This is a genomic window from Actinomycetospora flava, assembly GCF_037400335.1.
GTDB lineage: Bacteria > Actinomycetota > Actinomycetes > Mycobacteriales > Pseudonocardiaceae > Actinomycetospora > Actinomycetospora flava.
The window spans coordinates 216,518-243,237 of sequence record NZ_JBBEGM010000009.1 but is presented as its reverse complement, the minus strand read 5'-3'; the positions used below and the strand labels follow the sequence as shown (position 1 = coordinate 243,237).

Sequence of the window (26,720 nt, the reverse complement as noted above, 5' to 3'; positions counted from 1 at the left end):
CACGGGACCCGGCCGGTCGCAAGGCGCGTGCCGGACGGGTCAGCGGGCGCCCCCGGCACCCTCGGCGCCCCGGTGCCGGAGCCGCGCGAGCTCGATCTGCGCCCCCAGCCGCGCGACCAGCTCGCGCCCGGAGAACGGCGTGACGAGGTGGTCGTCGGCACCCGCGTCCGCACTCGGGTCCGTGGTCAGCAGGACGATCGGCGTCGCCCGGAGCTGCGGGTCGGCCCGGAGCCGGCGCACGAGCGCGGGGCCGTCGGGCGGTGCGGTGACGTCGGCGAGCACCACGTCGGGACGGTGCTCGCGCGCGGCCTCGAGGACCTCGGCGGCGCCCTCCACGGTCCGGACGTCCCACGTGGCGGCGAGCAGGCGGTGCAGGTAGCGGCGCAGGTCCGGGTGGTCCTCGGCCACCAGCACGCGCGCCCCGGGGACGCGGCTGCTCCGGACCGGATCGCCCGCCGCGCCCGGGGGCTCGTCGAGCAGGGTGACGTCGTGCAGCGTCCGGTCGCCGTCGACCGGCGCCCAGGCGGCCGCCTCCTCCGCGAGCGCCTCGGCGACGTCGAGCGGGTGGTCCGACCGCTCCTCGACGGTGTGCTCCATCTCGGGTCGGGATCCCATGGGCAGCCACACGGTGACGGTCGTGCCGACCTTCTCCTCGCTGCGCACCCGGATGCGGCCGCGGTGGCGCCGGACGAGCTCCTCGGTGAGCGAGAGGCCGATCCCGGCCCCGTCGTGCGAGCGGGCGGCGGTCGTGGCGACGCGGTGGAACCGCTGGAACACCAGCGGCAGGTCCGTCCTCGGGATGCCGACGCCGGTGTCGGCGACCTGGACCTCGGCGTGGTGGGGCAGCGCCCGGACGCGGACGTCGATCGCCCCCTCGAAGGTGTGCTTCAGGGCGTTCGAGAGCAGGTGCGCGAGGATCCTCTCCCACAGCTGCGGGTCGAGCCACACCGGCGCGGGCAGGGGCGCGGCGTCCACCCGTAACGCGACACCACCGCGGTCGGCGGCCTCGCGGAACACCGCGACGATCTCCGCGGTGAGCGCCGCGAGGTCGGCGGGCTCGAACCGGGCGCGCAGCCGTCCCGCCCGGACGTGCGCGGAGTCGAGCAGGGTGCCGACGAGCCGGAGCAGGCGCCGGGCGTGGCGGCGGGCGAGCTCGAGGTCGGCGCGGAGGTCGTCGGGCAGGTCGGGCCGCGCGAGGCCGTCCTCGACCGGGGCGAGCACGAGGGTCAGGGGCGTGCGGAACTCGTGCGACACGTCGGCGAAGAAGCTCGTCCTCGCCCGCTCGAGCGCGGCGAGCCGCTCGGCGCGCTCGCGGTCCTTCTCGCGCGTGCGCGCCTCGCCGAGGCGCAGCGCCACCGCGGCGCCGACCAGCCGCAGGAACTCCTCGTGGCGCGCGTCGTGCCGGGGCGGGAGCCCGAGCACGAGGGCGCCGGCCTCGCCGTCGGTGTGGGGCAGCGGGAGCACCAGGGCCCGGCGGCAGGGCGGGTCCCCGTCGCGGCCGGCGTCCGCGAAGCGCGCCCCGACGTCCTCGACCAGGACCGGCTCCCCGGTGGACTCGGCGTGGGCGAGCGGCCAGCCCCACCGCTCGCCGAGCGGCATCCGCGGCGGTGCGAGCACGCCGGCGGCGCCGGTGCCCGCCACCAGCCGGGCGACCGCTCCGACGTGGTCGATCCGGTACCCGAGGGCGAACGGGACGTCCTCGGCGTGCCCGGCGAGGACCCCGATCGCCCGCTCGAAGGTCTCGTGCCAGCCGTCGGCGTCCGCGGTCCGCTCGGTGAGCTCGTGGAGGGCCCGCAGGCGGCGGTCCGCGAGCACCTCCGCGGTGCGCTCGACGACCGTGGCGAGGATCCCCGGGACCGTGCCGGCGTCCTCGACCGGGACGACGGCGAGGTCGAACGAGGCGTCCTCCGTGCCGCCGCCCCGGGTGACCGGTTGCCGCACCTCCCGCACCTCGACCGACTCACCGGCGCGGACGCGCCGCTCGACGTCCTCGTCGAGCACGTCGGGCACGTCACCCGGCTGACCGAGCCCGGTGTCGTCGGCGCCCATCAGCGCGCGGTAGGCGTCGTTGGGGAGCCTGGCCCGGTCCGGTCCCCACCACAGGCACATCGCCAGGGGCGACCCGAGCACGAGGCGCACGGTCGTGCGCAGGGCCGGCGGCCAGCCGCTCACCGCGCCGAACGGGGTGGCCTCCCAGTCCGTCCCGCGCGCGAGGCGCGCCACCTCGCCCGCGCCGGCGAGGACCGTGCGGACCGCGTCGAGCTCCGCCCGGGACGGCGGCAGCCCGAACCCGCCGGCGAGGTTGCCGATGACGGCACCGATCTCGTCCACCGGGAGCACCCGGTCCGCGACGCCGGCGTCGACCACCGAGCCCGGCATGGAGAAGTGCTCGGCGGTGTCCTCGTCCTGGACCAGCACGACGCCCCCGGCCGCGCGGACCGCGCGCGCCCCGGCCGTCCCGTCGCTGCCCATGCCGGACAGGACGGCGGCGACGGCGCCCGCGCCGAACGACTCGGCGACCGAGGAGAGCAGGACGTCGAAGCGGTGGTGCCCGGCGGCCCCGTCGAGCGGGCGCACGCTGCAGGTCCCGTCGGGCAGCACCTCCAGCACGCTGCCCGGCGGGCAGGCGGTCACCCGGTCGTCCGCGACGACGTCGCCGTCCTCGGCCCAGGCACACACGCGCCCGACCCGCCGGGAGAGCACCCCGACGAACTTCTCGTGCGGCCCGGAGAGGTGCTGGGCGACGACCACCGGGACGCCGGCGTCGGCGGGCAGGCCGAGCAGGACGCGGATGATCGCGTCGAAGCCCCCCGCCGACGCCACGAGGACCACGACCCCGGCGAGGGGTCGGTCCGCGGCCGAGCCACCCACCGCACCACTGTGGTCCCCCGGGGGCCGGTGCACCAGGCGCGGAGTCAGGACTCCTGGTCGCTGCTCCCCAGCTGCTCGCGCACGCGGCGCGCGTGCTCGCGCTCCCGCTCGGCGAAGTCGCGGGCCTCCCGGGCCGCGCCCTGCAGGCGCTCCGCGGCGTGGGGCCGCAGGCGGGCGGCGTCCTCGTACGCCTGCGCGACCTTGTCCTCCGACTCGGCCACCTCCTCGGCGATGCGGGCGAGCCGGTCGGTGAGCTCGAGGCTGTGGCGCTGTGCGCGGTCGATCGGCGACTCGACGGGCTCGGCTGCGGGGTCTTCGGGCACGACGCCTCCACGCACCCGCTGGGTGAGGATGCGGCGGGCTTGTCGCTACCCTCGCACAGCGACGGGCCCCGTCGCGCGGACGGACGGCGACACAGGTCCTGGGGGCACGGGATGAACGACCTGCCACTGATCGGGGTGGGCGCGTCGGCCGGCGGCATCGAGGCGCTGTTCGACCTGGTCGCGGGGATCGACGCCGACCTGGACGCCGCCGTGCTCGTGGTCGTGCACCAGGCGGCGGACGCGCCGTCCGTGCTCGCCGGCCTGCTCGACCGGCGGTGTGCCCTCTCCGTGGCGAGCGCTGAGGGCGGCGAGCGGCTCGAGCGCGGCCGCGTGCTCGTGGCGCCCCCGGACCACCACCTGCACGTCGTCGACGGCCGGGTCGAGGTCTCCCGCGGGCCGAAGGAGAACGGGCACCGCCCGGGCATCGACCCGCTGTTCCGGTCGCTCGCGCTGGCCGCGGGACCGCGCGCCACGGGCGTGGTGCTCAGCGGCATGCTCGACGACGGCGCGGCCGGGCTGCTCGACCTCGTGCGCCACGGTGGGACGGCCGTGGTGCAGGAGCCGGGGGACGCGCTCTACGACGGGATGCCGACCGCGGCGCTGGAGCAGGTGCCGGGCGCCCTGGTGCGCCCGGCCCGCGAGATCGGGCCCGCGCTCACGGAGATCGTCGCCCGGCGGCCGCTCGACGTGGCGCGCCCGTCCGCGCAGCTCGCCTACGAAGTCCGGATCAGCCGGGGCGACGAGGTCGAGATGACCGAGCACGACCCGCCCGGCGCGCCGGCGGGCCTGAGCTGTCCCGACTGCGCGGGCCCGCTGTTCGACCTGGGCAGCGAGGACCGACCGCGCTACCGGTGCCGGACCGGGCACGCCTGGTCGGTGGTGAGCCTCGGCGCGGAGCAGGACGAGACCGCCGAGCGCGCCCTCTATGCGGCGCTGCGCGCGCTGGAGGACAAGATGGCGCTCGCCCGCCGTGTGGCCAGCTCGGCCGAGGGCAGCGGGGCGACGACGGTGGCCGCGCGGTCGCGGAAGTCGGCGCGGGAGGCGATGCGGTCGGCGGTGGTGCTGCGTCGGCTGCTGACGGGCAGCGGCGGGGCGGCGAACGGCAGGGCGGACCCGGAGGGGTCCGAGGGTGACGACGGGAGCGTGCGGTGAGCACGGAGGGCAACACCGGGGGCAACACCGAGGGCACGGCGGGCGAGAGTGCCGACCAGAACTCCGACCAGAACTCCGACTTCGAGAACCTGCTCGAGTTCATCAAGGAGAGCCGGGGCTTCGACTTCACGGGCTACAAGCGCTCGAGCGTGCAGCGCCGCGTCGAGCGGCGGATGCAGCAGGTCGAGATCGAGAGCTTCACGGAGTACCTCGACCGGCTGCAGGTCGACCAGAACGAGTTCACGCAGCTGTTCAACACGATCCTCATCAACGTCACGGGCTTCTTCCGCGACCCCGAGGCGTGGCGGGAGCTGCAGCAGGAGGTGGTGCCCGCCCTCCTGGCGCCCAAGACGCGCGGCGAGAGCATCCGGGTGTGGTCGGCGGGCTGCGCCAGCGGCGAGGAGGCGTACGCGCTGGCCATCCTGCTCGCCGAGCAGATCGGGCCCGAGGAGTTCCGCCGGCGGGTGAAGGTCTACGCCACCGACGTCGACGAGGACGCCCTCGCCACGGCCCGGCAGGCGACGTACGCGGAGAAGGACCTCCAGCCGGTGCCCGAGGAGCTGCGCGACAAGTACTTCGAGCGCAACGGCTCGCGCTTCACCTTCCGTGGCGACCTGCGGCACAGCGTCATCTTCGGCCGCAACGACCTCGTCCAGGACGCGCCCATCGGCCGCCTGGACCTGCTCGTCTGCCGCAACACGCTCATGTACCTGAACGCCGAGACCCAGGCCCAGGTGCTGCGCCGGTTCCACTTCGCCCTCAACCCCACCGGGGTGCTGTTCCTGGGCAAGGCCGAGATGCTGCTCAGCCACGCCCGGCTGTTCCTCCCGATCGACCTCAAGCGCCGGTTCTTCCGCAAGGCCGAACAGGTCGACCCCGGTCAGCGGTTCGCCGTGTCCGCCCGCCTCGACGACGGCCGCAACGGCCGGGAGGTGCGGCTCGAGGACGAGACGCTGCTGCACAGCCCGCTGGCGACGATCGTCGTCAACGCCGACCAGGTCGTGGCCAAGACCAACCAGCGCGCCGAGGCCCAGCTCGGGGTGACCAAGCGGGAGATCGGGCGGAACTTCACCGACCTCGACCTGTGCCAGCGCGTCGGCGGGCTGCGCAGCGCGTACGACGACGTGCGGCGCAGCCGGAACTCGATGTGGCTGCACGAGGTGCAGTACTCGCGGTCGGCCACCGAGACGCTCTACTTCGACGTCCAGCTCGTGCCGCTGGAGAGCGAGGCCAACGGCGGCCCCGCGGTGGCCGCGTTCTTCTCCGACGTCACCCGCTACCAGCGGCTCAACGGCGAGCTCCAGGCCGCCCACCGGCAGGTGGAGACCGCCTACGAGGAGCTGCAGTCGACGGTGGAGGAGCTGGAGACCACCAACGAGGAGCTCCAGTCGACGGTGGAGGAGCTGGAGACCACCAACGAGGAGCTCCAGTCGACGGTGGAGGAGCTGGAGACCACCAACGAGGAACTGCAGTCGACCAACGACGAGCTGCAGTCCATGAACGACGAGCTCCGGGAGCGCACCAGCCAGCTCGACGAGGCCAACGACTTCCTCGAGTCGGTGCTGGGCAGTCTGCGCACGGCCGTGGTCGTCGTGGACACCGAGCTCATCGTGCGGGCGTGGAACGGGCAGGCCGACGACCTCTGGGGCCTGCGCGCCGACGAGACCATCGGCCAGCACCTGCTCAACCTCGACATCGGGCTGCCCACCGAGCGCCTGCGCCCGCTCGTCCGCGGGGCACTCAACGGCGGCTCGGACGACACGCTGCGGCTCGAGGCGATCAACCGGCGCGGGCGGACGGTGCAGCTCGCGCTGTCGGCGTCGCCGCTGCGGCTGCGCAACAGCGGCCCGACGGGCGCGATCGTGCTGATGGACCAGGCGGACGCGGCGGAGCCGTCGGACGGGGCGGAATCGGTGGAGCAGGGCGACGGGGTCGGCCCGGGGGACACTGAACGAACCAGTTGACCGTGACGCGCACCGTCCGGGGCACTACATTCGGTGCATGGGCGAGACCACCGCGGCAGTGCCGGACGGTGGCGCGGGCGGCTCACCGTCCCGGCAGGATCTCCTGGCCGAGCGGGAGGCGCGGGCCGACGCGCGGGACGAGGCCGCCGACCGCCGCGACGTCGACGCCGACCGCCGGGAGGCCGAGGCCGACCGCCGGGAGCGCACGGCCGATGCCCGGGAGGCGCGCGCCGACGAGCGCGAGGCCCGGATGGACGCGACGGCCCGGGCGCTCGGTGCGAACGTGCCGGGTGCGGTCGAGCGGGCCGAGCGCGCGCTGGACCGGGACCAGCAGGCGGTCGAGCGGGCCCGCGAGCGCGTCGCGCGGTCGCGGGACGCGCTGCGGCGCTTCACGGAGCTGGCGCAGCGCGAGCAGCAGACGATCGACCGCGAGTCCGGCGCGAGTGAGCTCGCGCGCGACGACCAGGACGACGGCGAGCTCCTGCCCGGTCCCTGATCGCTCTGGTGGAGATCGGTCACGCAGAGCATGCTGTCCCCGTGCACGACGACCCGTCGTGGTGGCTGGACGACGCCGGCCCCTCGAGCCGCCCCTCCCGCACGGGCTGCGTGAAGGACGCGCTGGAGCTCGCGTGCGAGGAGCTCAACTTCAAGCAGTCGCTGGTGAGCGAGGCGTGCGTACTGCGCGACCAGACGCTGCGGGTGCTCACCGACATGCGCCGCCACTACGAGCGCTCGGTGCGGGAGCTGGACCGCCTGGTCGATGTCACCGGGCCCGGCCCGCGGCAGGAGCGGCTGCGGGCCGCGGCCGACCGGGGCCGCGCCAACCTCGAGTCCACGCGGCAGCGGTGCCGGGCGCTCCTGGATCTCGACCTCGGGGAGCCGCGCGCCCTCGCGTGATCATCCGTCCGCGGCCCGGCGGGACCGCAGGATCGCCCAGCCGACGAGGGCGGCCGAGACGACGGTGAGCACGAGTCCGGAGACGTGCAGGGCCGCCTCGAACCGGGCGGTCTGCTGCGCCGTCCAGCCCGGCGCGGTGACGGCACCGACGAACAGGGCCGCCAGGATGGTCCCGACGACGGCGATTCCGGCGGCGGACGTGACCTCTGAGGCGGTGTCGACGAGCGCCGCGCCGATCGACGTGCGGTTGCCCGGCAGGCCGTGCAGGACGTTGTAGCCGGCGACGACGCCGACGACCCGCAGCCCGGCCGCCACCAGCACCAGCGCGACCGCGACCCAGGGGTAGCCGAGGGTGCCGAGCACGGAGTAGACGGCGAGCCCGGCCACGACCGTCGCCGCGCTGAGCGCGGCCGCCCGGCCGATGCCGGCCCACGCCACGAAGCGGCCGACGAACGGGCCGCCCGCGACGAGGACGACGACCTGCGGCAGCATCCCGAGCGCGGCGAGCGCCGGCGGCCACCCCCAATCGAGCTGCAGCTGCAGGGTCACCATGTAGCCCAGGCCGGCGATCGCGAGCCCGGCCGCGGCCTTGAACGCCAGCCCGCTCGACACCAGGGGCCGGGCGACGAGCGCGAGGTCCAGCAGCGGATGGCGCGCCGTGCGCTCCCGGACGACGAAGAGCGCCACGGCCACCGCGGTGGCGGCGACGGCCGCCCACGGCGCCCACGACCGGGTGCCCTGGTCGACGAACAGCGTCGGGGCGACCAGCGCGAGCACCACCGCCGCGGTGCCCAGCACGCCGCCGAGGACGTCGGCGGGGGCGCGGTGGAGGTCGTCGGCGCCGTCCGCGGCGATGCCGGCGCGGATGCCGACGATCGCGAGCAGGGCGACGGGCACGTTCACCAGCAGCAGGACCTGCCAGGGCGCGACCGCGAGGACGAGCCCGCCGGTGGTGGGGCCCACGGCGAGCCCGACCAGGCCGACCGTGGAGATCAGCGTGATCGCGCGGACGCGCAGGCCCTCCTCGTCGAAGAGCCGGAAGGCGAGCGCGATCGAGCCGGGCGTGGTCATCGCGGCCGCGACGCCCATGACCGCGCGGACGGCGATGAGCTGTTCGGCGCTGGTGACGGTCGCCGTCGCGAGGCTCGCCGCGGCGAGCAGCGTCAGCCCGACGATCATGATGCGGCGGCGCCCGACCCGGTCGGCGACCGCGCCGAGCACCAGCATCAGCCCGCCGAAGACGACCGCGTAGGCGTTGGTGACCCACTGCAGCGCGACCGTCGACGCCGCCAGCTCGCGGCCGATGGTGGGCAGCGCGACGTTGAGGATCGAGTTGTCGAGCATCTCGAACAGGAAGACCGCCGAGAGGCCCGTGAGGGCGACCCAGGCCTCGCGCAGGGACCGCGGGCGCCGGGCGACGAACAGCGTTCCAGTCACGAACACCGTTCTAGCGACGAGCAGTGTTCGTGTCAACTGCTAGTCTCGCGGCCGTGGCCGAGCGGGGTGCGTCGCGGGAACGGTGGGCGGCGCAGGTCGCCGCGCTCGACGAGCCGCGGCGGTCCCGGGCGCGCAAGCCGCCGATCACCGTCGAGCGGATCGTGGCGACCGCGTTCGCGCTCATCGAGGCCGAGGGGTACGACGCGCTGACGATGCGCCGTGTCGCGACGGCGCTGGAGACCGGCCCGGCCTCGCTGTACGCCCACGTGCGCGACAAGGCGGAGCTCGACGACCTGCTCATCGGCGAGGTGTGCGCCCGGATCGTGCTGCCCGAGCCGGACGCCGCCCGGTGGCGCGAGCAGGTCCTCGACGTCTGCGGGCAGCTGCGCGACCAGTACTTCCGCTACCCGGGGATCTCGCGCGCCGCCCTGGCGACGGCCCCGAGCAGCCCGGACGCCCTCCGGCTCACCGAGGGACTGCTGGCGATCCTCCTGGCCGGCGGGGTGCCGCCGCAGGACGCGGCCTGGACGATCGACGCCGCGTTCCTCTACGTCGGCGCCTACAGCCTCGAGGCCTCGCTGCGCCGGCGCGCCGCCGCGGACGCCGACCGGCGGCTCCTCGATCGCGAGGAGGTCGTCGCCCGGTTCCGGATGCTGCCCGCCGACCGCTTCCCGCACACCGTCGCCCACGCCCCGGAGCTGGCCGGCGGCGAGGGGCACGAGCGGTTCGACTTCACGCTCGGCCTGCTGCTCGGCGGTCTCGGCTAGGGCGCGTTCCGCCGGCGGCGGGCCGCCGCGGACCGGGGCGGGGCGGCGCGCATGTGGTCGCGCACCGGCTCCAGCAGCGCGGCCAGGGTGCGGGCGTCGTCGCGCGAGAGCGGCTCGAAGAGCTGCTGGGCGACGACCTCCTCGTGACCGGGCAGGACCTCCGCGATCAGCGCGCGGCCGGCGTCGGTGATGGTGACGGTGACGCTGCGGTCGTCGTCCGGGGACGGCGCGCGCGTGACGAGGCCGGCCTTCTCGAGCAGGCCGACCTGGTAGGTCAGGCCGCTGCGGCTGACGACGATCGCGTCGGCGAGGTCGGTCATGCGCAGGGTCCCCGTCGGCGTCCGCCGCAGCCGCATGAGCACCTGGAACCGCACGAACGTCAGGTCGCCCGCCTCGCCGAGCTGCTGCTCGATCGCGTACCGGAGCAGCCCGGACACCTCGATCAGCGCGAAGTACGCGCCGAGCTGCACGGGGTCGACCGAGTGCGGGGGCTCCGGCATCGCTCGATCCTACTTGCTTCGAATTCGAAGCGAGTCTAGCGTCGTCGGCAGGTGCTTCGAGTTCGAAGCACGTCGGACGAGAGCGAGGCTCCCCATGAAGGCAGTGCGTTTCCACGAGTACGGCGGCCCCGAGGTCCTGCGGTACGAGGACGTGGCGCAGCCGGTCCCCGGCGCGGGGGAGGTGCGGGTCCGCGTCGCCGCGTCGGCGTTCAACCTCGTCGACGACGGCATCCGCGGCGGGTACCTGCAGGGCCCGTTCCCGGTGGCGCTGCCGCACACGCCGGGCATCGACGTGTCCGGCACGGTCGACGCGCTGGGCGAGGGTGTCGAGGGGTGGCGGGTCGGCGACGCCGTGGTCGGCTTCCTCCCGATGCTGGCCGACGGCGCGGCCGCGGAGTACGTGCTCGCGCCGGCGGAGCTCCTCGCGGCGGCGCCCACGAGCGTCCCGCCGGCCGACGCCGCCGCGCTGCCGTCGGTGGGGCTCACGGCCTGGCAGGCGCTCGTCGACGACGCGAAGCTCACCGCCGGGCAGCGCGTGCTGATCAACGGCGCGGGCGGCGGCGTCGGCGGCTACGCCGTGCAGATCGCGAAGAACGTCGGGGCCCACGTCGTCGCCGTCGGCAGCGCCCGCAGCGCCGAGCGGCTGCGGGCGATCGGCGCCGACGAGGTCGTCGACCACACCGCCACGGACGTCGTCGCCGCCGTGGGGGAGCCGGTCGACGTCCTGCTCAACCTCGCCACGATCACCCCGGAGCAGCTGAGCGCGCTCGTCACGCTGGTCCGCGACGGCGGCGTCGTGGTCAACACGGTGCCCCGCACGCCCGCGCCCGCCGACGAGGCCCGGGGCGTGCGGGCCGTCGACGTCTTCGTCCGCAGCGACGCCGAGCAGCTCTCGGGGCTGGTGGCGATGGTCGACCGCGGCGAGCTGCGCGTCGACGTCGACCGCCGCGTGGCGCTGGCCGACCTGCCGGCGGTCCACGCCGAGGCGGACGCGGGCACGCTGCGCGGCAAGGTCGTGGTCCTGGCCCCGGGCGCCTGATCGTGGGCAATCCGATCGTGTCCGTCCGGACTGCGACCGTCCTGGTCCGGGGGCGGGGCCCCGGCTAGCGTCGGTGCGCACCCGACGTCACCACCACGACGTCCGTGTCGCCGGGGGACGCCATGACCGGAGTGCAGGACGACACCGAACTCGCCCGGGAGCTCATCGACGCGGTCGCCGTCGTCATGGGCTCGGTGCCCGGGCACCGGGTGACCCACGCGAAGGGCATCGTCCTGCGCGGCACGTTCACCGCGACGCCGCGCGCCCGGGAGCTGACCCGCGCGGCGCACATGCAGGGCGACCCGGTGCCCGTGACGGTGCGGTTCTCCAACGGCGCGGGAGACCCGCGGTGCCCCGACGCGGCGCAGAACGACCCGCGGGGGATGGCGGTCAAGTTCGCGCTGCCCGACGGGTCGGAGACCGACCTCGTCTGCCAGTCGTGGCCGGTCTTCCCGGCCGGCACCCCGCGGGCGTTCCTCGGGCTGATGCGCGCCCAGGGCGCCGGGCCGGAGGCGACCGAGAGCTTCCTCGCCGAGAACCCCGACATCGCCGAGGCGCTGGAGGCGATCGCCGCGCTCGGGGATCCGCCGCTCGCGTGGGGCGCGATGGCGTTCAACTCGCTGGTGGCCTACCGCCTCGTCAACGCCGACGGCGTCGGCCGGTACGTGCGCTTCCGCCTCGAGCCCGAGGCCGGCGTCGCCTCCCTGCCGCCCGAGCAGCAGGGGAGCGCCGACGACGACTACCTCATGACCGGCGTCCTCGAGCAGGTCCCGGTGCGCCACCGCCTCCTCGCCCAGCTTGCGGAGGACGGCGACCAGACCACCGACGCGAGCAAGGCGTGGCCCGCCGAGCGCGAGTGGGTCGACCTCGGCGTCGTCGAGGTCACCGGGCCCGACACCGAGCGGGAGCGCGACGGTGACGTCCTGGTCAACGACCCGATGCGGGTGACCGACGGCATCGAGCCCTCGGACGACCCGATCCTGCACCTGCGCCCGCTGCTCTACGCCGAGTCGGTGCGCCGGCGCACGTGAGCGGCGTCAGGCCGTGTCGACCACCTGGAACGCCTCGACGTACTCCTCGCCGCCGGTGGCGAGGGACGCGTAGCGCTCGGCGTTGCGGGCCAGGAACCCCTTGATCAGCGTCTCGAGGTCGTCGCGGTGGGCGGTCTGGGAGCGGTGCGCGCGCAGGGCCGCGAACTTGGCCGACAGGGTGGGACCGACGTCGACCACCCGGTTCACGCGCTCCGGCGGGCAGCCCATCAGCCACGTCTCGGGCACCGTCCACGCCTCGAGGCCCTCGTCGGCGAGCAGCTCGGGGTGCGCGAAGGGGTTCCGCGCGTCGGGGTAGACCGCGGCGAGGGCGGCCTCGCCGGTCGCGCGGTGGTCCGGGTGCGAGACACCGAGGCGTTCCCAGAAGTACTCGGGCGACTGGGTGAGCACCCGCTGCGGGCGCACCCGGCGGATGACGCGGCTGATGTCGCGGCGCAGCGGGAGGCTCGGCGTCACCTCGCCGTCCGCCCAGCGCAGGAAGGTCAGGTCGGTGACGCCGAGCTCCGCGGCGGCGGCGCGCTGCTCGTCCTCGCGCAGCCCGGCCATCGCGTCGCGGGGCGTGTCGTCGAAGCCGCCGGCGTCCCCGGAGGCCACCAGGCAGTACGACACCGCGATCCCGGCGGCGGTCCACGCGGCGACCGTGCCGGCGGACCCGAAGTCGACGTCGTCGGGGTGCGCGACGACGACCAGGGCGCGGCTCACGGGGTCGGGCACGGGCGGAGCCTAGATCACGACTACTGCTTCCGACCGGCGCGCTACTGCATCGCCCGCGCAGGCCTTCGCCGGTGATCGTCGCGGTCGTAGCGTTCGCGGCACCCCGCATCGCTCCCCCCGAGGACGCCGCGCATGAGCCAGCAGCCGCCGTACCCGCACGACGACGCGCCGACGGTGACGCTGCGCCCGTCGGCGACCCACGGCCCGCCTCCGCCGCTGCAGAACCGCCCCACCGGCACCAACACGATGGCGATCCTCGCGATCGTCTTCGCGTTCGTGTTCTCGCCGCTGGGCATCGTCTTCGGGGTCGTCGGGCGCAACCAGACCCGGCGCACCGGGCAGGCCGGGCGCGGGCTCGCGGCCACCGGGCTCGTGCTGTCGATCGTCTTCCTGGTCGCCGCGGTCGCGGCCACCCTGTACGTCACCGTCCTCGCGGCGCAGTTCGTGGGCTCGGTGCCGACCGACCAGCCCGGCGTCTCCGAGCCCGCGGACCTGCCCGCGGAGGAGCCCGTCGCGCCGACCGGGCCGGTGCCGACGGGACCGGCCGGCACCGCGCAGGTCGGAATCGCCGACGGCGACTACGGCCCGGAGGTGCCCAGCGAGGCCCTCGCCGAGCAGGTCGGCGCCCAGAGCGGCGCGACGGACGTGATCTGCCCCGGCTACCTGCCCGCGCAGGTCGAGGCGTCGACGATCTGCGCCGGCGCGGTCGACGGGCAGCAGGCGCAGCTCGAGGCCCGCGTCACCGCGGTGGAGGGCAGCGAGGCGACGGTCGACATCGCGCGGGTGGGCTGACCGCCCACCCCTACGGTGGTGCCGTGCTGTCGGAGAGCCACCGCGCGGCGGCCGTCGAGCTGGCGGCGCGGGATCCCGTCGTCGCGCGGCTCGCCGACACCTACGGGCTGCCGACCTATCCCGCACCGACGGAGACGGGGTTCGCCTCCCTCGCCCGCGCGATCACCCACCAGCAGCTCTCGAACCGCTCGGCCGAGGCCATCCACCGACGGCTGCTCGACGCGCTCGGCGGCGAGATGACGGCCGCGGCCCTGCTCGCGGTCACCGACGAGGACCTCCGCCGGGCCGGCCTGTCGCTCGCGAAGATCCTCTCGCTGCGCGACCTCGCCGCGAAGGTCGCCGAGGGCACGGTGGTGCTCGACCGGGCCGCGCTCGCCGAGCAGGACGACGACACCGTGGTGGCGAACCTGACCGCGGTCCGGGGCGTCGGTCGCTGGACCGCCGAGATGTTCCTGCTCTTCTGGTTGCAACGCCTCGACGTCTGGCCGACCGGCGACCTGTCGATCCGCAAGGGCTACGCGGTCGCCTGGGAGGTCCCGGTGCCCACCGCGAAGGAACTGGACGTCCTGGGCGAGGCGTTCCGGCCCGCCCGCAGCGTCGCCGCCTGGTACTGCTGGGCGGTGCTGGGCCAGGCGCCCGGTTAGCGCTCCCGCTCGAGGTGGGCCTGCACGGCGTCGCCGGCCTCGTTGAGCCAGCCCCGCTCCCGGGCCTTCTCGATCATGGCGTCGAACTCCGCGTCCCAGCCCTCGGGGACCTTGCCGGCGGCGAGGCGGCGCAGCGCCGCGACGGGGATCATGACGTGCTGGCGGTCCTCGGAGAGCTCGCCCGCGTCGTTGTCCACCAGCACCTTCTGGATCTGCTCCGGCCCCAGGCGCTCGTAGTAGGACGCGTAGAGGTCCCTGGTGTTCTCGGGCTGGCGCAGGTCGAGTCCGTCGCTGGCGATGTCGAGGTACACGGTGCTCCTTGGGGCCGTCGGGACCGGGGGAGTACCCCGGTGCGGCCGCCACCCTGTCAGGCCACCGGCACGTCCCGCAGACGAATCCCGCCGTCGATCATGCGCGGCGTGCCTCTCGGGTCACCGAGTACCGGGGTGCTCGCTGATCAGCTCTCAGTAATCGAGAAGCGGCTGTTCGAGTGTCCGGTCGAGCCTACTTGACCGAGATCACAGGGTTCTGAGTACTCTCCGTGCTCGCAGCGGGCGAACTGCCCCGCTCGGAGCAGCGAGGAGCGCAGGATGCCCAGAGGGACTCCTACCCGGGACGTGCAGCCCACCGCCCTCTGGCTCACCAACTCCCCGACGCTCGAGCTCATCACGAGCGCCTTCCAGGAGCGCTGGACGGCCGAGGACATCCGCAACCCGGACGGTTCCCCGAAGAAGTTCGTGCTGCCGGCCGACTTCCTGTCACGGTCGCCGTACGACCAGGTCTTCTGCCTGCTCAACATCGAGCGCGAGGCGGGTGGGCTCCCGGCTCTCACGCGGGGCGGTGCCGGACAGCCGCTCCGGAAGATGACCGACGCCTGGGTCGCCGGGACGAACCCCACCCACGCGGGGTACAAGGACCGCCGGGCGGCGGCAGGCCTGGACGCGCTGAACCCCGACGAGATCCTCGCCACCGACTCGAACCCGGCGGGTGCGGTCTTCGGGTGGATGTACAACGACGGCGGGGACGGGTGGGGGCACCGTGCCGCTGTGCTGCGACCGTCCAACACGTACGTCGCCATCGGGCAGTTCCCCGGAGCGCCCATGTCGACCGGCCTGCGGAAGCTCGACACGTACAACTACGGCGTGCACCTCGTCGGAGGGTCGTACGCCGAACCACCCTCCGCGGGCGGGCCGTCCCCCACGACGGGCTCGGGCGCGGCGCCGCCCCTGCAGGCGACGCCGGGCGGTGGGGCGGACGGCGACCAGGCCGGCGCGGACCGCCCCGAGAGCCCGGGCGACACCGACAAGGGCCGGCCCGTGGTCACGACCGTCGTGCGGGCGCCCGGCCCACCGGCCGGTGACGGCGGGGTCGACGACCCGCCGACGGGGCCGACCCCGGTGCTGCCCACTCCGCGGACCGGTCAGGGCCCGGCGCCGTCCACGCGCGCCGACGCCCGGGTGCCCACGAGGCGCACCTTCGACGGCAAGCGGGTCACCACCGTGCCCCACCACATGATCTGGGACCCGACGGTCCAGAAGTTCGAGGAGATCGTCGGCGAACCCGCCGAATGGTTCGAGGAGAGCTATCCCCGGAAGAACGGGGGCACGCGCTACCTCGCCACCGGCCCGAGCGGCGACATCGAAGAGGTGCACACCGCTCCCGACGCGTCCGGGCGGATGGTCCCGATCGAGCAGGCCTACCCCGTCACCGCCGTCGGGACAACGGTCTCCACTACCGGTGGCGGGCCCCGGTGCCCGAGGCGAGGCCGTCGAGCTCGCCGGAGCCGGAGGTCGGGGTGCCGCGGCAGCACACGCCGACGGCGGAGATCGGTGCGATCCCGCGGACGAACACGGCGGAGGTCGGGGTGCCGCCGCGGTCGTACACGCCGGCGGCGCAGATCGGTGCGATCCCGCGGACGAACACGGCGGAGGTCGGGGTGCCGCCGCGGTCGTACACGCCGACCCAGCAGGTCGGCGCGGCGGTGCGTCCCTACACGCCGCCGACCCAGCAGGTCGGGGCGGTCGTCCGCCCGTACACCCCGCCCACGAAACAGGTCGGTGCGGTGGCCCGGCCGTACACCCCGCCGGCGAGCAACGACGGGGTCCCGACGCAGTGGCAGGCGGTCGACGAGGTGCCGCGGGGCTACGAGCCCTCGCCCGACCAGACCGGGATCGACCGCAGCAAGGTCACGCGCTACGCGAAGCGGGGCGTGGTGGCGACCGTGCTCGTCGCCGCGGCCGCCGCGGGGGCGATCGCCCTCGGGTCGGGCCTGTCGTCGACGCCCTCGGCCCCGGCCCCGGCCGGCGTGGCCCCGGTCGCCGACAGCGGCCAGGCGGGTGCGGGAGCGAGCCCGGGCAGTGCCGGCTCACCGGCGAGCGCAGGTGGTGCGTCGGCCGGTTCCGGAACGTCCGGCTCGGGCCGGGGCGGGTCGGGGAGCAATGCGCGTCCGGCTGCTCCCGCTGCGCCGGCCGCGGGCGGTGCCGGCCAGGGCGGAGCCGCCGGTGCCGACGACGCGGCGGACGCCGGAGCCGGCGGCGCGCCCGAGGCCGAGAACGGAGCACGATCCGGCGGCGAGGACGCCGAGTCCGCCGGCGACGAGCCGGAGGCCGGCGGCGACGACACCGGCCCGGCGGTGCGTGGCGGGTGATGGGGCATCAGGGCGCGAGCACTGTGCTGCGTCTGGCCGGGGAGCTCGACGTCGGGCTCCACGACGACGATCTCGCCCTCGACCTCGCGGCCCTTGACCACGTCCTCGCTCGGCATCGGATCGCCCGGTCGCGCTGTGGAGGCCGACCGGGATGGTCACGAGTCGGGACGTGATCGCCCCGCTCCAGACCGACTGTGGTGCCATCGCCGTTCAGTACTCCCCTCCGGAGCCCCGGACGCGAGGTGGCCTGCTCGTGAACACGGAGGATCCGTCGGCCCCGTGAGCGCACGCGCCGCGCGGTTGGGGTATGTGTGGGCCGTGTCGAACACCGTCTCCGCCTCCACCGTCGTCCTCGCCGCCATCCGTGACCGGGTCGCCGCTCTCCATGCGGCCGTCGAACCGGACACCGCGCCTCCGGCGGAGGTCGTGGCGGAGGTGGAGGAGACCGAGGAGACCGACACCGCGGGCGACGGCGACTTCGGCGCGGACGGCGGGTCGTCGGTGACCGTCCCGGCCGCGGAGGACGAGACGCCGGACGACGAGCCCGCCCCCGCCACGGGCGGTCCCGACGAGCCGGACGTGGAGCGCCTCGCGGAGGCGCTCGCCGACCTGGAGGCCGTCGTCACCGGGTTCGCGCCGCTCATCGAGGGCGGCGAGCTCCCGGCGCTGCGCGCCGAGCTGGCGTGGGCACGCTCGACCGTCGAGGAGGTCCGCGCGCTCGACGGCACCGTCGACGTGCTCGAGGAGCTCCTCGAGGACCTCGACCCCACCCTGCGCCAGGGACCCGTCGAGGCACGGGTCGGGATCGTCGTCGCCGCGCGCACCTCCGAGCGCCGCGACGCCGTCACCGCGATGCTCGCGCAGCCCGAGTGGACGAGCCTGCTCGCGCACGCCGACCAGCTGGTGCTCACCGCGCCCATCGGGGGCCGCAAGCCGAAGCAGACGGTGCGGGTCCTGGCCCGCGCGCTCGCCGACGTCGACGCCACGGCCCGCGAGGCCGCCGACGCCGTCGTCGAGGCGCCCGACCCGGACCTGGCGTCGGTCGTGACGGCGGCGCACACGGTCGCGACCACCGCCCGGGTCTCGCGTGCCGTGCTGGGCAAGCAGGCCCGCAAGCTCGCCGACGCGGCGGACGCGCTGGCCGGCGCGCTCGAGCAGCGGCGCCGCAGCGAGGCCGTCGCGCACTGGCTGGTCGACCTCGCCGACCTGGCCCACCGCGCGGGGGAGCCGAGCTTCACCTACGGCGTGCTGCACGCCGAGGCGGGCGCGCGCCGGGCGGTCGCCGACGAGGCGCTCGCGGCCGCCGTCGCGGCGTACACCCGGCCCAAGCTGCGCAAGGGGCTCGCGGACGCCGCCTGATCAGAACGACGCGTGGTGTCGATCCCTCGGCGAAGGGGCGGGCTACGCGGCGCGCAGGGGAACCCGGCCATCGCGGGACACGGCGTCGACCCTGACCACCACCCGGCGGCCGGTGCCGCCCTCGACGTCGGGGTCGGTGTGCCAGTCGAGGCGCGCGGTGCCGGAGAGCTGCAGGGTCGCGCCCGTCGTGAAGTCGACGAACAGCAGGGCGACGGCGGGGTCGACCACCAGGTTGCCCAGACTGTTGAACATGTTGTTGCCCGCGTAGTCCGGCCACCACAGGGTGCGCTCGTCCTCGACGCGCACGAAGCCGGCCGGTCCGCCCTTGTGCGAGGCGTCGGCGCCCCGCTCGGGATGGACGGTGCCGAGGAAGAACGTGTCGGCGCGCCCGATCAGCGCGGTGTCCTGCGCGTCGAGGCCGTCGCCCCGTCGTCCCCGGGCGACGTCGCCGGGGGCGCCGGTCTCGAGGACGCGCGGGTGGATGTACTGCGGGCAGTTGCCGTAGGCCTGGTCCACCTCGACGAGGAGGTCCTCGCCCACCGCGGTGAGGGTGCCGTTGACGCGGAACCGGCGGCGCCGGGAGAACTCGATCGCGATCATGCCGACGGGCTGGCCGGCCGGCAGGGCGTGGAGGGGGTCGCCGACGCCCGGACCCGCGGCCACCCGCAGCGTCGACGATCCGAGGGTCTCGAGGAATCCCGGCGCCCCGGTCAGCGGCGACGTCCACAGGCGGCCGGTGGCGTCGTGTGCGGTGAGGGCGGCGAAGGTCCGCTCACCGAGGAAGCGTCCCGCGCCGCCGTCGAGTGCGGGCGCGTCGAGCATGCCCTCGAGCCGGTCGGCCGCCCTCCGCACGCCGGCGCGCTGCTGCACCGCGAGCTCCCCGTCGTGGAAGCCCCGGAGGTCGGAAGCGGTCATGAGGCTCTCCTCGTCCGGCTAACGCTTGGTCGTCTTCTCTAACGTTAGAGATACTGTCAACCATTAGGAACGGGTACGGTGGTGGTCATGGACGGGACCGCGGCGCCGCTGCTCGGCGAGGAGCTGCCGGTCGAGCTGATGAACACCGTCTGGGCCGACCGCGACGGCGTGCACGACGCCCTCGGCACCCCGGCGCTGGCCCTCGGCTGGTGGCGCGCGGTCCACGACCGTCTCCCGCCGCGGCCGCCGACGGTCGACCACTGGCTGCGGGAGCCGGGCCCGGACGGCCTCGACGCCGCCGCCGACGATCTCCGCCGGCTCCGCGACGCCCTGCGCCGGCTCGCCGCGGACACCACCGGCGACGACCGACCCGCCGGTGCCGCGCTCCCGGACCGGGAGGTCGCGCTCGCGGTGCTCGACCGCGCCTGCGCCGCCGCGCCGACCTGGTCTTCGCTGCGGTGGCCCGACGGCGAGAGCCCGCGGCGGGTCGTGCACGGCGACGCCGCGCCGGGTGCGGTCCTCGTGGCCGGGCTCGCCGAGGGCGGCGCCGCCTTCTTCGCCGGCGAGCAGGCGTCCCTGCTGCGCGCCTGCCACGGGCCCGGGTGCGTCCTGTACTTCACCCAGCAGCACCCCCGGCGGGAGTGGTGCTCCGCCGGGTGCGGCAACCGCGCCCGCGTCGCCCGCCACTACCGGCGCCACCGCCCATCGACCACCGCGACCCGGGAGGACACCCGATGACCGAGATCCTCGGCCGCGCCGACACGACGATCACGCTGAACAGCGGCGTCCGCATGCCGCAGCTGGGTTTCGGCGTTTCCGAAGCCCGCGACGCCGAGGCGTCGGTGTCCGAGGCGCTCGCCCAGGGCTACCGCAGCATCGACACCGCGGCGGTCTACGGCAACGAGGACGGCGTCGGGCGCGCGATCGCCGCGTCCGGCGTCCCGCGCGAGGACCTGTTCGTCACCACCAAGGTCTGGAACGGCCACCAGGGCTGCGACCACGCCCTGGACTGTGCCGCGGCCAGCCTGGACCGGCTCGACCTCGAGTACGTCGACCTCTACCTCGTGCACTGGCCGACCGACGCGCTCGCCGAGTGCGTGCAGACCTGGGACGGCATGGAGCAGCTGCGCGAGGAGGGCCGCGCCCGCACGATCGGGGTGTCGAACTTCCGCGCCGGTCACCTGCGCCGCATCCTGGAGCTCGGCGGCACCGTGCCCGCGGTCAACCAGATCGAGCTGCACCCGCACCTGCAGCAGCACGAGATGCGGGCCCTGCACGACGCCCACGGCATCGTCACCGAGGCCTGGAGCCCGCTCGGGCGCGGCTCGGTGCTCGACGAGCCGGTCCTGCACGGGATCGCCGACCGGCTCGGCGCGACGCCCGCCCAGGTCGTGCTGCGCTGGCACCTCGACGCGGGGCGCATCGTCATCCCGAAGTCCGACACCCCGGGCCGCATCACCGAGAACCGCGCCGCGGCCGACCTCCGCCTCAGCGCCGACGACCACGCCGCGATCGCGACGCTCCACGTCCCCGACGACGCCGGCCGGATCGGTCCGGTGCCCGACGACCCGGGCGGATCAGCCCGCTGACCCTGCGCGGGAGGTCACTCGCCGCCGGCCAGGGCGTCATCGAGCCACACGACCCACGTGTGCTCGGTGTCGCCGTCGCTGGACGCGAGAAGGGTCCGCAGCTCGCCGGCGGCCGCGGACACCGACGCCTCGTCCGCCACACCGGGTTCGCCGCCCAGCTGCTCCGCGAGCTGGGCGACACGGGCGCGGCCGTCGGCGTCCAGCCGGCCGTCCTCCAGGACCTCCGTGTTCGCCGCGACGGACCGAGCCGTGATCGCGAGCCGTTCCCGATCGACCGCTGTGTCGTTCACGGTCGCCGAGCCTAGTTCGCCGCCGGGGGGAGATCCGCCGCGGTGCACGGCCTCGTCGGTCACACCGGGCGGGAGGCGCCGCACCGGCGGACATCACCTCGTCGGGGCCGTGGCCTCCGGGGAGGCGAACCACCGTGCGATGTCGTCGGGCGTGGACTCGGGCGACCGGTTGAACACGAACCGGGCGTACGGGAGCTCGGTGTGGACGAGGTTCACCAGGGCCTCGAACAGCAGGGTGTTGGAGGCGACGAGGCGCACCCCGGCGCCGATGAGCACGGCGTCGTAGGGCGTCGCGCGCACGGCCTCGCGGATGACGTCGACCGCCGTCTCGCCGAAGTCGATGAGGATGTTGTCGACGTCGTAGCCGGCCGCGCGCAGGCCCGCGACGTTGTCGTCGTTCGCCTGGCGCAGCGTCTCGGGGGTCAGGCCCTCGAAGCGCGCGAACTCGGGCGCGCCGTAGTCGATGAGGTCCGGGTCGAGCCCGGTCTGGAGCACCTTGACGGTCATCGTGTGGCCTCCGATCGGTGGGTCTGCGGGGTGGTCCAGGCGTCGCGGGCGCGGCGCAAGTCGTCGCCGGCGCCGGCCCAGGCGATGTAGCCGTCGGGGCGGACGAGCACGGCGGGCCCGTCGTCGCGTCGGTCGGCCTCGCGCACCAGCAGGAACCGTCCGTCGCGCTGGCGGTCGGCGACGGTGCCCTCGGTGAGCGGGATCGTGGTGGCGCGGGTCCCGACCAGCGGGTGGTCGCCGCGACGGCGCGCGTAGCGCAGGCCGACGCCGGAGAAGCTCCCGGCGATGAGGCCGGCGGAGGGGCGCCAGCGCAACAGTCGCCCGCTGACGGCGTCGCGGACGGCCCGCGCCGGGCGGGGGCGCAGCGTGACCGCGCGCATCATCGCCCCGCTCTGGAACAGCACGCGGCGGCCGATGGGGTGGCGCTCGTCGTGGTAGCTGTCGAGCACGGCGTCGTCGGCCCCGGCGAGGACGGCGTCGAGCTTCCACGCCAGGTTGATCGCGTCCTGGATGCCGGTGTTCATGCCCTGCCCGCCCATCGGCGAGTGCACGTGGGCGGCGTCGCCGGCGAGCAGGACGCGGCCGTGGCGGTAGCGGACGACCTGGCGCTCCTCGCAGTGGAACCGCGAGCGCCATCCGACGTCGCGGACGCCGACGTCGCGGCCCATCGCGCGGTCGAGCACCGCGGACACGTCGGCGTCGTCGACCGGCGCGTCGTCGGGCAGCTGCCGGTGGCGGTCCCAGGTCATCGACCGGTACCAGCCGTTGCCGTACGGCGCGGGAAACCGAACGCCTCCGGGGTGGTGCCGAGCGTGAGCCCCGGCCCGGTGGGCGGGTGCTCCAGCAGCACGTCGGCCAGGACGACCGACGAGAGCACGGCCCGCCCGGGGAAGCCGATGTCGAGCAGCCGGCGGACCGTGCTGTGGGCGCCGTCGGCGGCGACGACGTACGACGCGCGCCACGACGTGTCCGCCGTCGTGACGGTGACCCCGTCGGCGTCCTGGTCGATGTCGACGACCTCGCTGCCGCGGATCACCGTGGCGCCCTCGGCCTGCGCGCGGTCGGCGAGCAGGCCGTCGACGACCGTCTGCGGGGCGACCAGCACGTACGGGTGCGGCGAGTCGAGGTCGGCGAGACGGACCGCGGCGCCGGGCCACAGGTTCACCTGCGGCACCGTGGCGCCCTGCTCCAGGAGCTGGTCGGTGATGCTGCGCCCGCCGACCTCGCGGCTGTCGAGCAGCTCGAGCGTCCGGGGCATGGTCGCGAACGCGCGGCTCGCGGGGTGCGGCTGCGGGCGGCGTTCGAGCACCACGACCGAGCGTCCGGCCCGGGCGAGATCGCCCGCGACCGTCATCCCCGTCGGCCCGCCGCCGACCACGACGACCTCTGTGTGTTCCACCGTGCCTCCTCGGTCAACGCATGTTGACTTGAAGGCTAGGGCGGGTTCGAGATCGAAGTCAACACGCGTGGACTTATACTCGGGGCATGACGCCACGACCCCGCGACGCGACCGCCACCCGTGCCGCGATCCTCGACGCGGGCCGCCGGCAGTTCGCCCGCGACGGCTTCGAGCGGGTCACCGTGCGGTCGGTGGCGGCCGAGGTCGGCGTCGATCCGGCGATGGTGATGCGGTACTTCACGAACAAGGCCGGGCTGTTCGCCGAGGCGGCGGCGACGGAGCTGGTCCTGCCCGACCTGGCCGGTCTCGGGCCCGACGAGATCGCCGACGCCCTCGTCGACCGCTTCTTCGCCCTGTTCGAGGAGAGCCCCACGCTGCTGGTGCTCCTGCGCGCGGCCGCCACCAGCCCGGAGGCCGCCGAGCGCCTCCTCGCGGTGATCCTCGACCAGGCCGGGCCTGCGCTCGCGACGGCCGCGGTGGACCGGCCCGCCGAGCGCGCGGCGCTGGTCGGCTCGCAGATCCTCGGGTTCGCGTTCGTGCGCCTGGTGCTCGGCGCGCCGGCCGCCGCCGCGATGTCCCGCGACGACGTCCGCGCCTGGGTCGGCCCGACCCTCGCTCGCTACCTCACCGACCCCGACCTCGGTCCGTGACTCCCTACTCCGGGCGGAACACGGCCAGCGCGCCCGCCAGCGCGGCGTAGTAGCCGGTCAGCCAGACCAGCGCGGCGAGGCTCGCCCGGCCGAGCGTCGACTCGGCGCGGCGGTGGAGCTCGTCGTCCGGACCTCCTCCGGCGAGCACCGTGTGCACGATCTGCAGCCCGACGAGCTCGCCGGGCTCCAGCCCGCCGGGTTCGCGGCCGTCGAGCAGCGCCTGCAACTGGTCGTCGTCCAGGCCGGCCTCGACGGCGGCCTCTTCGTGCGCCGACCACTCGAAGGCGCACCCGGTGTGCACGGCCACCGTTAGGATCGCGAGCTCGCGCAGGCGCGGTGGCAGATCGGGATCCGTGCGCAGGGCGGCGCCGACCTGCTGGACGGCGTCGCCGATCCGCGGCGACAGGAGCATCGGCCCGAACGGTCCGAGGAGCCGGTCGTGCTCGTCGACGAGCGGGACACGGGCCTGCGCGCGTCGTGGGCCGCCGGCGATCCGGGCGTGGAGACCGGCCTGGTCGGTGTCGAGGTCCGCCGGGTGCAGCCGCTCGAGACGCGGCGGGCCGAGCGGTCGCGGCCGGCCGCGCAGGGGGCGTTCGTCCATCGCGCCATCCTCGCGTCGCGGCCGGCTCCTACGGGTGTTGCCCGACCACCGGACCCGGGCGTCGCCCGGCGACGTCGGTCGTCGCGCGGTCGAGGAGCCGGTCGAGGTCGACCGTCACCGGGAGGCCGGCGGCCCGGCGGTGGGCCACGGTGGCGTGGAGCAGCTGCTCGAGCCGGTCGGCCACCGCGGGCTCGGCGACGCGCACCCGTCCGCGCACGGCGACGATCGCCGCCTCGTCGTCCTCGTCGGGGCGCAGCGAGATCAGGACCTTGTCGGAGGGATGTGGGACGCGCACCAGGTGCACCACGACCCGAGCATGGCGGCGGACGCGCAGTCCGTGTGGTGCGGCGCGCGTGTCGTCGCCGGGTGTTCGTCTCGGGGTCACCTCGACGGGCGAGAGCCGGCTATCCCGCGATCCGGGAGGTGAGCGTGGGCAGGCCTGGTCCGGAGAGCTCGTCGAGGGCGTCGGCGCGGCCGGCGATCGCCATGAGGAGCGGCTCGGCCGGGCCGTCGACCGTGGGGCCCTGGCCGGTGGACCAGTCGACGTCGGTGGCGACGAGTCGCAGGCGCTTGATCCGCGCGGAGGCCCGGATCGGCGGTGCGATGGTGGCGAACGGCAGCGCCGCGGCGAGCCGCTCCCGCGGAACCGTGCGGGGCGCTCCGAGCGCGCGCCGGATGTCCTGGTGGTGGATCAGCCCGTCGACCAGGCCGATCCGGCCACCGAACCGCGCGGTCAGTCCGGCCGGCCGCAGATGGCGGTTCAGCTCGGCGAGCAGCTCGTCCGGGGCGAGTGACCGGTACTGGTCGACGCCGACCTGGTTGGCCCGGTCGGGGTCGAACCGGCCGGCCGCGAAGCGTCGCGCCAAGCCGACCGGTCCGAGGTCGTCGTAGCTGATGACGTGGGCGACGACCTCTCGCACGCTCCACCGGGTGCACAGCGTGGGGGCTCCCCACTGCTCAGGGGTGAGCCCGCCCAGGAACTCGGCCAGCTCGGCGCGGTCGTCCTGGGCCAGGCGCTTCGGGTCGGTCACCGGTTCTCGACCATCCGGGCGTAGGCGGCGAGCAGCGCGACCCAACCGCCGCCGCCGTGCTCGATGGCGCCGTGGACACCGTCGCCGCCGACGAGGCGCTCGAAGTGGCGGTGCTCGACCTCGACGGTGGTCTGCTCGGGCCCGTCGGCGTGGAAGCGGACCTCGATCTCGCTGGCGTGGGCCGGGTCGGGGTCGAACTGCCAGTCGCCGCCGATCTGCCAGGTGAACAGCACCCGCTCCGGGGGCTCCCAGGCCAGCACCCGGCCCCAGTCGCACTCGCTGCCGTCGACCCCGCGCTCGAACCAGCGGCCGCCTTCGGCGGGTTCGAGGATCACGTCGGCGACCTCGGCCTGCCCGATGTGGTACTGCCGGGGCCACCAGGCGCCGAAGGAGCCGGTGAACAGCGCGAACGCGCGGTCACGGCTGATGTTCACGGTGGTCTTGCCCTCGATGGCGGGGATCGGCGTGGTCACGGCTGCTCCTCGGTGGTGGATCCATCGGCGACGGCCTGTTCGGCGAACTTGTGGAAGTCGGCCAGGGCGTGCTCCCAGACGCCGTCGAGCCAGCTGCGCAGCGCGGCCACGCCCTGGGGGTCGAGCCGGTAGATGCGTCGGGTGCCCTGGGCGTGGGCGACGACCAGGCCGCCGTCCTTGAGCGCCTTGAGGTGCTGGGAGACCGCCGGGCGGCTGATCGGGAGCTGTGCGGCGAGCTCGCCGACCGAGCTGGGCCGGCGCGCCAGAGTTTCGAAGATCGCGCGGCGCATGGGGTCGCCCAGCAACCCCAGCCCGGTATCTTGGTAAGCCGACACGAACGGTAAGCCTAGAACGACCGATGGCATCGCGGAAGCCCTCGAACTACGAATGGGAAGGGACCGTGGCGCAGCGGGTCTGATCGGAAGTGACCGCGATTCGAGCCGCGACGTCGAGGAGCTCGACCTCGAAGTCGGCGACCTCGCGATCGCGGTCATCAAGTCGACCGTGGTGACCGTCGAGACCCCATCAGCACGACGCTGAGTACGTCCGTCGACGCCGGAGCCGTGAGCATCGCGTCACGACGGTTCGGGCAGCTCGAGCGTGAGCTGTCGACGGTGGTGGTCGAAGTGCTGGGTGGGGAAGGCGTAGATGTCGACGAGGGTCATATAGGGCGTGAAGTAGGGGTCCCAGCGGGTGGGGTAGTGCATGCCGCGAGCGAGGTCGGCGTCGGTCTCCCGGTCGAGGCGGCGGTGGAGGGCGGCGATGACCCGGTCGAAGAGCACGATCTGCCCGCGCCGTCCGAGGGTGCTGCCCCCGGCCCAGGAGCCGACGAAGTTGGCGACGTCGAACAGCACGGTCCCCGCATTCAAGGTCCTCGCCCAGGCGCGGCCCACACCGGGCGGAAGCCGTCCGACGACACGCGCGAGGTTCCCGAGCGCCCGAATGATCAGGTAACCGAGCAGCATGTGGAACAGCAGTTGCTGGTTGTTCCACCGCGTGCCGTTCGAGCGTCGCCTCAACGCTGCGGGTGTCGCCTGCGCATGGAGGTCGTGGAACGTCGAGCGCGCGCGTTCCAGGTCCTGGTGAACCGCCTGTCGGTCCATGAGGCGC

The 26,720-nt window shown here is 74.9% G+C and carries 32 protein-coding genes; 14 read left to right on the top strand and 18 right to left on the bottom strand.

All coding sequences use genetic code 11. The annotated features are described in order from the left end of the window. Positions 1 to 39 precede the first annotated feature (39 nt). On the bottom strand, positions 40 to 2,871 hold the full coding sequence (locus tag WCD58_RS21685; RefSeq protein WP_337705145.1) for a chemotaxis protein CheB: 2,832 nt from the start codon (positions 2,869 to 2,871) through the stop codon (positions 40 to 42). A 44-nt stretch (positions 2,872 to 2,915) separates the two neighbouring features. Next, positions 2,916 to 3,194, bottom strand: a complete 279-nt coding sequence (locus WCD58_RS21680; RefSeq protein WP_337705144.1) for a hypothetical protein — start codon at positions 3,192 to 3,194, stop codon at positions 2,916 to 2,918. Between the two features lie 111 nt (positions 3,195 to 3,305). On the opposite strand from WCD58_RS21680, the gene WCD58_RS21675 reads away from it, so the two are divergent. Genes WCD58_RS21675 through WCD58_RS21660 form a run of 4 tightly spaced genes read left to right on the top strand, consistent with a single transcriptional unit; the run spans position 3,306 to position 7,207 of the window. After that, complete coding sequence (locus tag WCD58_RS21675) at positions 3,306 to 4,346, top strand: chemotaxis protein CheB (RefSeq protein WP_337705143.1); 1,041 nt, start codon at positions 3,306 to 3,308, stop codon at positions 4,344 to 4,346. After that, positions 4,343 to 6,310 carry a CheR family methyltransferase gene (locus WCD58_RS21670; protein WP_337705142.1) on the top strand — a complete coding sequence of 656 codons (1,968 nt, stop codon included), beginning with the start codon at positions 4,343 to 4,345 and terminating at the stop codon, positions 6,308 to 6,310. Before WCD58_RS21675 ends, WCD58_RS21670 begins: the two co-directional genes overlap by 4 nt. 37 nt (positions 6,311 to 6,347) lie before the next feature. After that, positions 6,348 to 6,806: a hypothetical protein gene (locus WCD58_RS21665; RefSeq protein WP_337705141.1), complete on the top strand. Its 459-nt coding sequence runs from the start codon at positions 6,348 to 6,350 to the stop codon at positions 6,804 to 6,806. Positions 6,807 to 6,847: 41 nt separating this feature from the next. Continuing rightward, on the top strand, positions 6,848 to 7,207 hold the full coding sequence (locus WCD58_RS21660; protein WP_337705140.1) for a hypothetical protein: 360 nt from the start codon (positions 6,848 to 6,850) through the stop codon (positions 7,205 to 7,207). On the opposite strand, the gene WCD58_RS21655 is transcribed toward WCD58_RS21660, so the two are convergent. Next, positions 7,208 to 8,644, bottom strand: a complete 1,437-nt coding sequence (locus WCD58_RS21655; RefSeq protein ID WP_337705139.1) for an MFS transporter — start codon at positions 8,642 to 8,644, stop codon at positions 7,208 to 7,210. Between the two features lie 53 nt (positions 8,645 to 8,697). Between WCD58_RS21655 and WCD58_RS21650 the strand changes: the two genes are divergently transcribed. After that, positions 8,698 to 9,411: a TetR/AcrR family transcriptional regulator gene (locus WCD58_RS21650; RefSeq protein ID WP_337705138.1), complete on the top strand. Its 714-nt coding sequence runs from the start codon at positions 8,698 to 8,700 to the stop codon at positions 9,409 to 9,411. On the opposite strand, the gene WCD58_RS21645 is transcribed toward WCD58_RS21650, so the two are convergent. Next, on the bottom strand, positions 9,408 to 9,911 hold the full coding sequence (locus WCD58_RS21645; protein ID WP_337705137.1) for a MarR family winged helix-turn-helix transcriptional regulator: 504 nt from the start codon (positions 9,909 to 9,911) through the stop codon (positions 9,408 to 9,410). The genes WCD58_RS21650 and WCD58_RS21645 overlap by 4 nt on opposite strands. A gap of 94 nt (positions 9,912 to 10,005) precedes the next feature. Here WCD58_RS21645 and WCD58_RS21640 point away from each other — a divergent pair, with 94 nt between their 5' ends. Together WCD58_RS21640 and WCD58_RS21635 are read left to right on the top strand one after the other, a co-directional pair. Then, entirely contained in the window at positions 10,006 to 10,950 is a 945-nt protein-coding gene (locus WCD58_RS21640; RefSeq protein ID WP_337705136.1) for an NADP-dependent oxidoreductase, read from the top strand. Between the two features lie 122 nt (positions 10,951 to 11,072). After that, the gene (locus WCD58_RS21635) at positions 11,073 to 11,981 is read left to right on the top strand and encodes a catalase family peroxidase (protein WP_337705135.1); all 909 of its coding nucleotides are present in this window, start codon (positions 11,073 to 11,075) and stop codon (positions 11,979 to 11,981) included. Positions 11,982 to 11,987: 6 nt separating this feature from the next. Here the strand turns inward: WCD58_RS21635 and WCD58_RS21630 are convergent, their stop codons facing one another. Next, positions 11,988 to 12,713 (bottom strand): PIG-L deacetylase family protein, encoded by a 726-nt coding sequence (locus WCD58_RS21630; RefSeq protein ID WP_337705134.1) that lies wholly within the window; start codon positions 12,711 to 12,713, stop codon positions 11,988 to 11,990. 132 nt (positions 12,714 to 12,845) lie between these two features. On the opposite strand from WCD58_RS21630, the gene WCD58_RS21625 reads away from it, so the two are divergent. Together WCD58_RS21625 and WCD58_RS21620 are read left to right on the top strand one after the other, a co-directional pair. Further along, a complete protein-coding gene (locus WCD58_RS21625) occupies positions 12,846 to 13,505 on the top strand; it encodes a DUF4190 domain-containing protein (protein ID WP_337705133.1) in 660 nt (219 codons plus the stop codon). Positions 13,506 to 13,528: 23 nt separating this feature from the next. After that, a complete protein-coding gene (locus tag WCD58_RS21620; protein WP_337705132.1) occupies positions 13,529 to 14,149 on the top strand; it encodes a DNA-3-methyladenine glycosylase family protein in 621 nt (206 codons plus the stop codon). Here the strand turns inward: WCD58_RS21620 and WCD58_RS21615 are convergent. Next, positions 14,146 to 14,460, bottom strand: coding sequence for a hypothetical protein (locus WCD58_RS21615; RefSeq protein WP_337705131.1), 315 nt, complete (start codon positions 14,458 to 14,460; stop codon positions 14,146 to 14,148). The two genes, WCD58_RS21620 and WCD58_RS21615, sit on opposite strands and share 4 nt — an antisense overlap. A gap of 1,420 nt (positions 14,461 to 15,880) precedes the next feature. Continuing rightward, positions 15,881 to 16,105, bottom strand: coding sequence for a hypothetical protein (locus tag WCD58_RS21610; RefSeq protein ID WP_337705130.1), 225 nt, complete (start codon positions 16,103 to 16,105; stop codon positions 15,881 to 15,883). On the opposite strand from WCD58_RS21610, the gene WCD58_RS21605 reads away from it, so the two are divergent. Together WCD58_RS21605 and WCD58_RS21600 are read left to right on the top strand one after the other, a co-directional pair. After that, positions 16,086 to 16,796 (top strand): hypothetical protein, encoded by a 711-nt coding sequence (locus WCD58_RS21605; protein WP_337705129.1) that lies wholly within the window; start codon positions 16,086 to 16,088, stop codon positions 16,794 to 16,796. The two genes, WCD58_RS21610 and WCD58_RS21605, sit on opposite strands and share 20 nt — an antisense overlap. A gap of 279 nt (positions 16,797 to 17,075) precedes the next feature. Beyond that, a complete protein-coding gene (locus tag WCD58_RS21600) occupies positions 17,076 to 18,155 on the top strand; it encodes a CHAD domain-containing protein (RefSeq protein WP_337705128.1) in 1,080 nt (359 codons plus the stop codon). A gap of 42 nt (positions 18,156 to 18,197) precedes the next feature. Here the strand turns inward: WCD58_RS21600 and WCD58_RS21595 are convergent, their stop codons facing one another. Then, complete coding sequence (locus tag WCD58_RS21595; protein WP_337705127.1) at positions 18,198 to 19,070, bottom strand: pyridoxamine 5'-phosphate oxidase family protein; 873 nt, start codon at positions 19,068 to 19,070, stop codon at positions 18,198 to 18,200. A gap of 87 nt (positions 19,071 to 19,157) precedes the next feature. Here WCD58_RS21595 and WCD58_RS21590 point away from each other — a divergent pair, with 87 nt between their 5' ends. Together WCD58_RS21590 and WCD58_RS21585 are read left to right on the top strand one after the other, a co-directional pair. Further along, on the top strand, positions 19,158 to 19,808 hold the full coding sequence (locus WCD58_RS21590) for a CGNR zinc finger domain-containing protein (RefSeq protein WP_337705126.1): 651 nt from the start codon (positions 19,158 to 19,160) through the stop codon (positions 19,806 to 19,808). Then, on the top strand, positions 19,805 to 20,659 hold the full coding sequence (locus WCD58_RS21585; protein WP_337705125.1) for an aldo/keto reductase: 855 nt from the start codon (positions 19,805 to 19,807) through the stop codon (positions 20,657 to 20,659). The genes WCD58_RS21590 and WCD58_RS21585 overlap by 4 nt, the downstream gene beginning before the upstream one ends. Before the next feature lie 14 nt (positions 20,660 to 20,673). On the opposite strand, the gene WCD58_RS21580 is transcribed toward WCD58_RS21585, so the two are convergent. The 4 genes from WCD58_RS21580 to WCD58_RS21565 all read right to left on the bottom strand — a co-directional run bounded on the left by WCD58_RS21580 (position 20,674) and on the right by WCD58_RS21565 (position 22,855). After that, entirely contained in the window at positions 20,674 to 20,949 is a 276-nt protein-coding gene (locus tag WCD58_RS21580) for a hypothetical protein (RefSeq protein WP_337705124.1), read from the bottom strand. Positions 20,950 to 21,042: 93 nt separating this feature from the next. After that, positions 21,043 to 21,456: a hypothetical protein gene (locus WCD58_RS21575; RefSeq protein ID WP_337705123.1), complete on the bottom strand. Its 414-nt coding sequence runs from the start codon at positions 21,454 to 21,456 to the stop codon at positions 21,043 to 21,045. Continuing rightward, the gene (locus WCD58_RS21570) at positions 21,453 to 22,205 is read right to left on the bottom strand and encodes an FAD-dependent monooxygenase (RefSeq protein WP_337705122.1); all 753 of its coding nucleotides are present in this window, start codon (positions 22,203 to 22,205) and stop codon (positions 21,453 to 21,455) included. Before WCD58_RS21570 ends, WCD58_RS21575 begins: the two co-directional genes overlap by 4 nt. Further along, complete coding sequence (locus WCD58_RS21565; RefSeq protein WP_337705121.1) at positions 22,202 to 22,855, bottom strand: FAD-dependent oxidoreductase; 654 nt, start codon at positions 22,853 to 22,855, stop codon at positions 22,202 to 22,204. The genes WCD58_RS21570 and WCD58_RS21565 overlap by 4 nt, the downstream gene beginning before the upstream one ends. A gap of 86 nt (positions 22,856 to 22,941) precedes the next feature. On the opposite strand from WCD58_RS21565, the gene WCD58_RS21560 reads away from it, so the two are divergent. Continuing rightward, positions 22,942 to 23,505, top strand: coding sequence for a TetR/AcrR family transcriptional regulator (locus WCD58_RS21560; RefSeq protein ID WP_337705120.1), 564 nt, complete (start codon positions 22,942 to 22,944; stop codon positions 23,503 to 23,505). 4 nt (positions 23,506 to 23,509) lie between these two features. On the opposite strand, the gene WCD58_RS21555 is transcribed toward WCD58_RS21560, so the two are convergent. From WCD58_RS21555 to WCD58_RS21530, 6 genes are all read right to left on the bottom strand, one after another. Continuing rightward, the gene (locus WCD58_RS21555) at positions 23,510 to 24,106 is read right to left on the bottom strand and encodes a carboxymuconolactone decarboxylase family protein (protein ID WP_337705119.1); all 597 of its coding nucleotides are present in this window, start codon (positions 24,104 to 24,106) and stop codon (positions 23,510 to 23,512) included. Between the two features lie 28 nt (positions 24,107 to 24,134). Continuing rightward, the gene (locus WCD58_RS21550; protein ID WP_337705118.1) at positions 24,135 to 24,413 is read right to left on the bottom strand and encodes a hypothetical protein; all 279 of its coding nucleotides are present in this window, start codon (positions 24,411 to 24,413) and stop codon (positions 24,135 to 24,137) included. Positions 24,414 to 24,510: 97 nt separating this feature from the next. Beyond that, positions 24,511 to 25,137 (bottom strand): maleylpyruvate isomerase family mycothiol-dependent enzyme, encoded by a 627-nt coding sequence (locus tag WCD58_RS21545; protein WP_337705117.1) that lies wholly within the window; start codon positions 25,135 to 25,137, stop codon positions 24,511 to 24,513. Then, positions 25,134 to 25,610: an SRPBCC family protein gene (locus WCD58_RS21540; RefSeq protein WP_337705116.1), complete on the bottom strand. Its 477-nt coding sequence runs from the start codon at positions 25,608 to 25,610 to the stop codon at positions 25,134 to 25,136. The genes WCD58_RS21545 and WCD58_RS21540 overlap by 4 nt, the downstream gene beginning before the upstream one ends. Then, entirely contained in the window at positions 25,607 to 25,945 is a 339-nt protein-coding gene (locus tag WCD58_RS21535; protein WP_337705115.1) for an ArsR/SmtB family transcription factor, read from the bottom strand. The genes WCD58_RS21540 and WCD58_RS21535 overlap by 4 nt, the downstream gene beginning before the upstream one ends. 240 nt (positions 25,946 to 26,185) lie before the next feature. Beyond that, complete coding sequence (locus WCD58_RS21530) at positions 26,186 to 26,713, bottom strand: DinB family protein (protein ID WP_337705114.1); 528 nt, start codon at positions 26,711 to 26,713, stop codon at positions 26,186 to 26,188. Positions 26,714 to 26,720 lie beyond the last annotated feature (7 nt).

Excerpts from the sequence above, each read along its gene's own strand:
- WCD58_RS21675 (WP_337705143.1), top strand. The coding sequence starts at position 3,306 with ATGAACGACCTGCCACTGATCGGGGTGGGCGCGTCGGCCGGCGGCATC.
- WCD58_RS21665 (WP_337705141.1), top strand. The coding sequence starts at position 6,348 with ATGGGCGAGACCACCGCGGCAGTGCCGGACGGTGGCGCGGGCGGCTCA.
- WCD58_RS21645 (WP_337705137.1), bottom strand. The coding sequence starts at position 9,911 with ATGCCGGAGCCCCCGCACTCGGTCGACCCCGTGCAGCTCGGCGCGTAC.
- WCD58_RS21640 (WP_337705136.1), top strand. The coding sequence starts at position 10,006 with ATGAAGGCAGTGCGTTTCCACGAGTACGGCGGCCCCGAGGTCCTGCGG.
- WCD58_RS21635 (WP_337705135.1), top strand. The coding sequence starts at position 11,073 with ATGACCGGAGTGCAGGACGACACCGAACTCGCCCGGGAGCTCATCGAC.
- WCD58_RS21625 (WP_337705133.1), top strand. The coding sequence starts at position 12,846 with ATGAGCCAGCAGCCGCCGTACCCGCACGACGACGCGCCGACGGTGACG.
- WCD58_RS21595 (WP_337705127.1), bottom strand. The coding sequence starts at position 19,070 with ATGACCGCTTCCGACCTCCGGGGCTTCCACGACGGGGAGCTCGCGGTG.
- WCD58_RS21590 (WP_337705126.1), top strand. The coding sequence starts at position 19,158 with ATGGACGGGACCGCGGCGCCGCTGCTCGGCGAGGAGCTGCCGGTCGAG.
- WCD58_RS21585 (WP_337705125.1), top strand. The coding sequence starts at position 19,805 with ATGACCGAGATCCTCGGCCGCGCCGACACGACGATCACGCTGAACAGC.
- WCD58_RS21575 (WP_337705123.1), bottom strand. The coding sequence starts at position 21,456 with ATGACCGTCAAGGTGCTCCAGACCGGGCTCGACCCGGACCTCATCGAC.
- WCD58_RS21570 (WP_337705122.1), bottom strand. The coding sequence starts at position 22,205 with ATGACCTGGGACCGCCACCGGCAGCTGCCCGACGACGCGCCGGTCGAC.
- WCD58_RS21560 (WP_337705120.1), top strand. The coding sequence starts at position 22,942 with ATGACGCCACGACCCCGCGACGCGACCGCCACCCGTGCCGCGATCCTC.
- WCD58_RS21555 (WP_337705119.1), bottom strand. The coding sequence starts at position 24,106 with ATGGACGAACGCCCCCTGCGCGGCCGGCCGCGACCGCTCGGCCCGCCG.
- WCD58_RS21530 (WP_337705114.1), bottom strand. The coding sequence starts at position 26,713 with ATGGACCGACAGGCGGTTCACCAGGACCTGGAACGCGCGCGCTCGACG.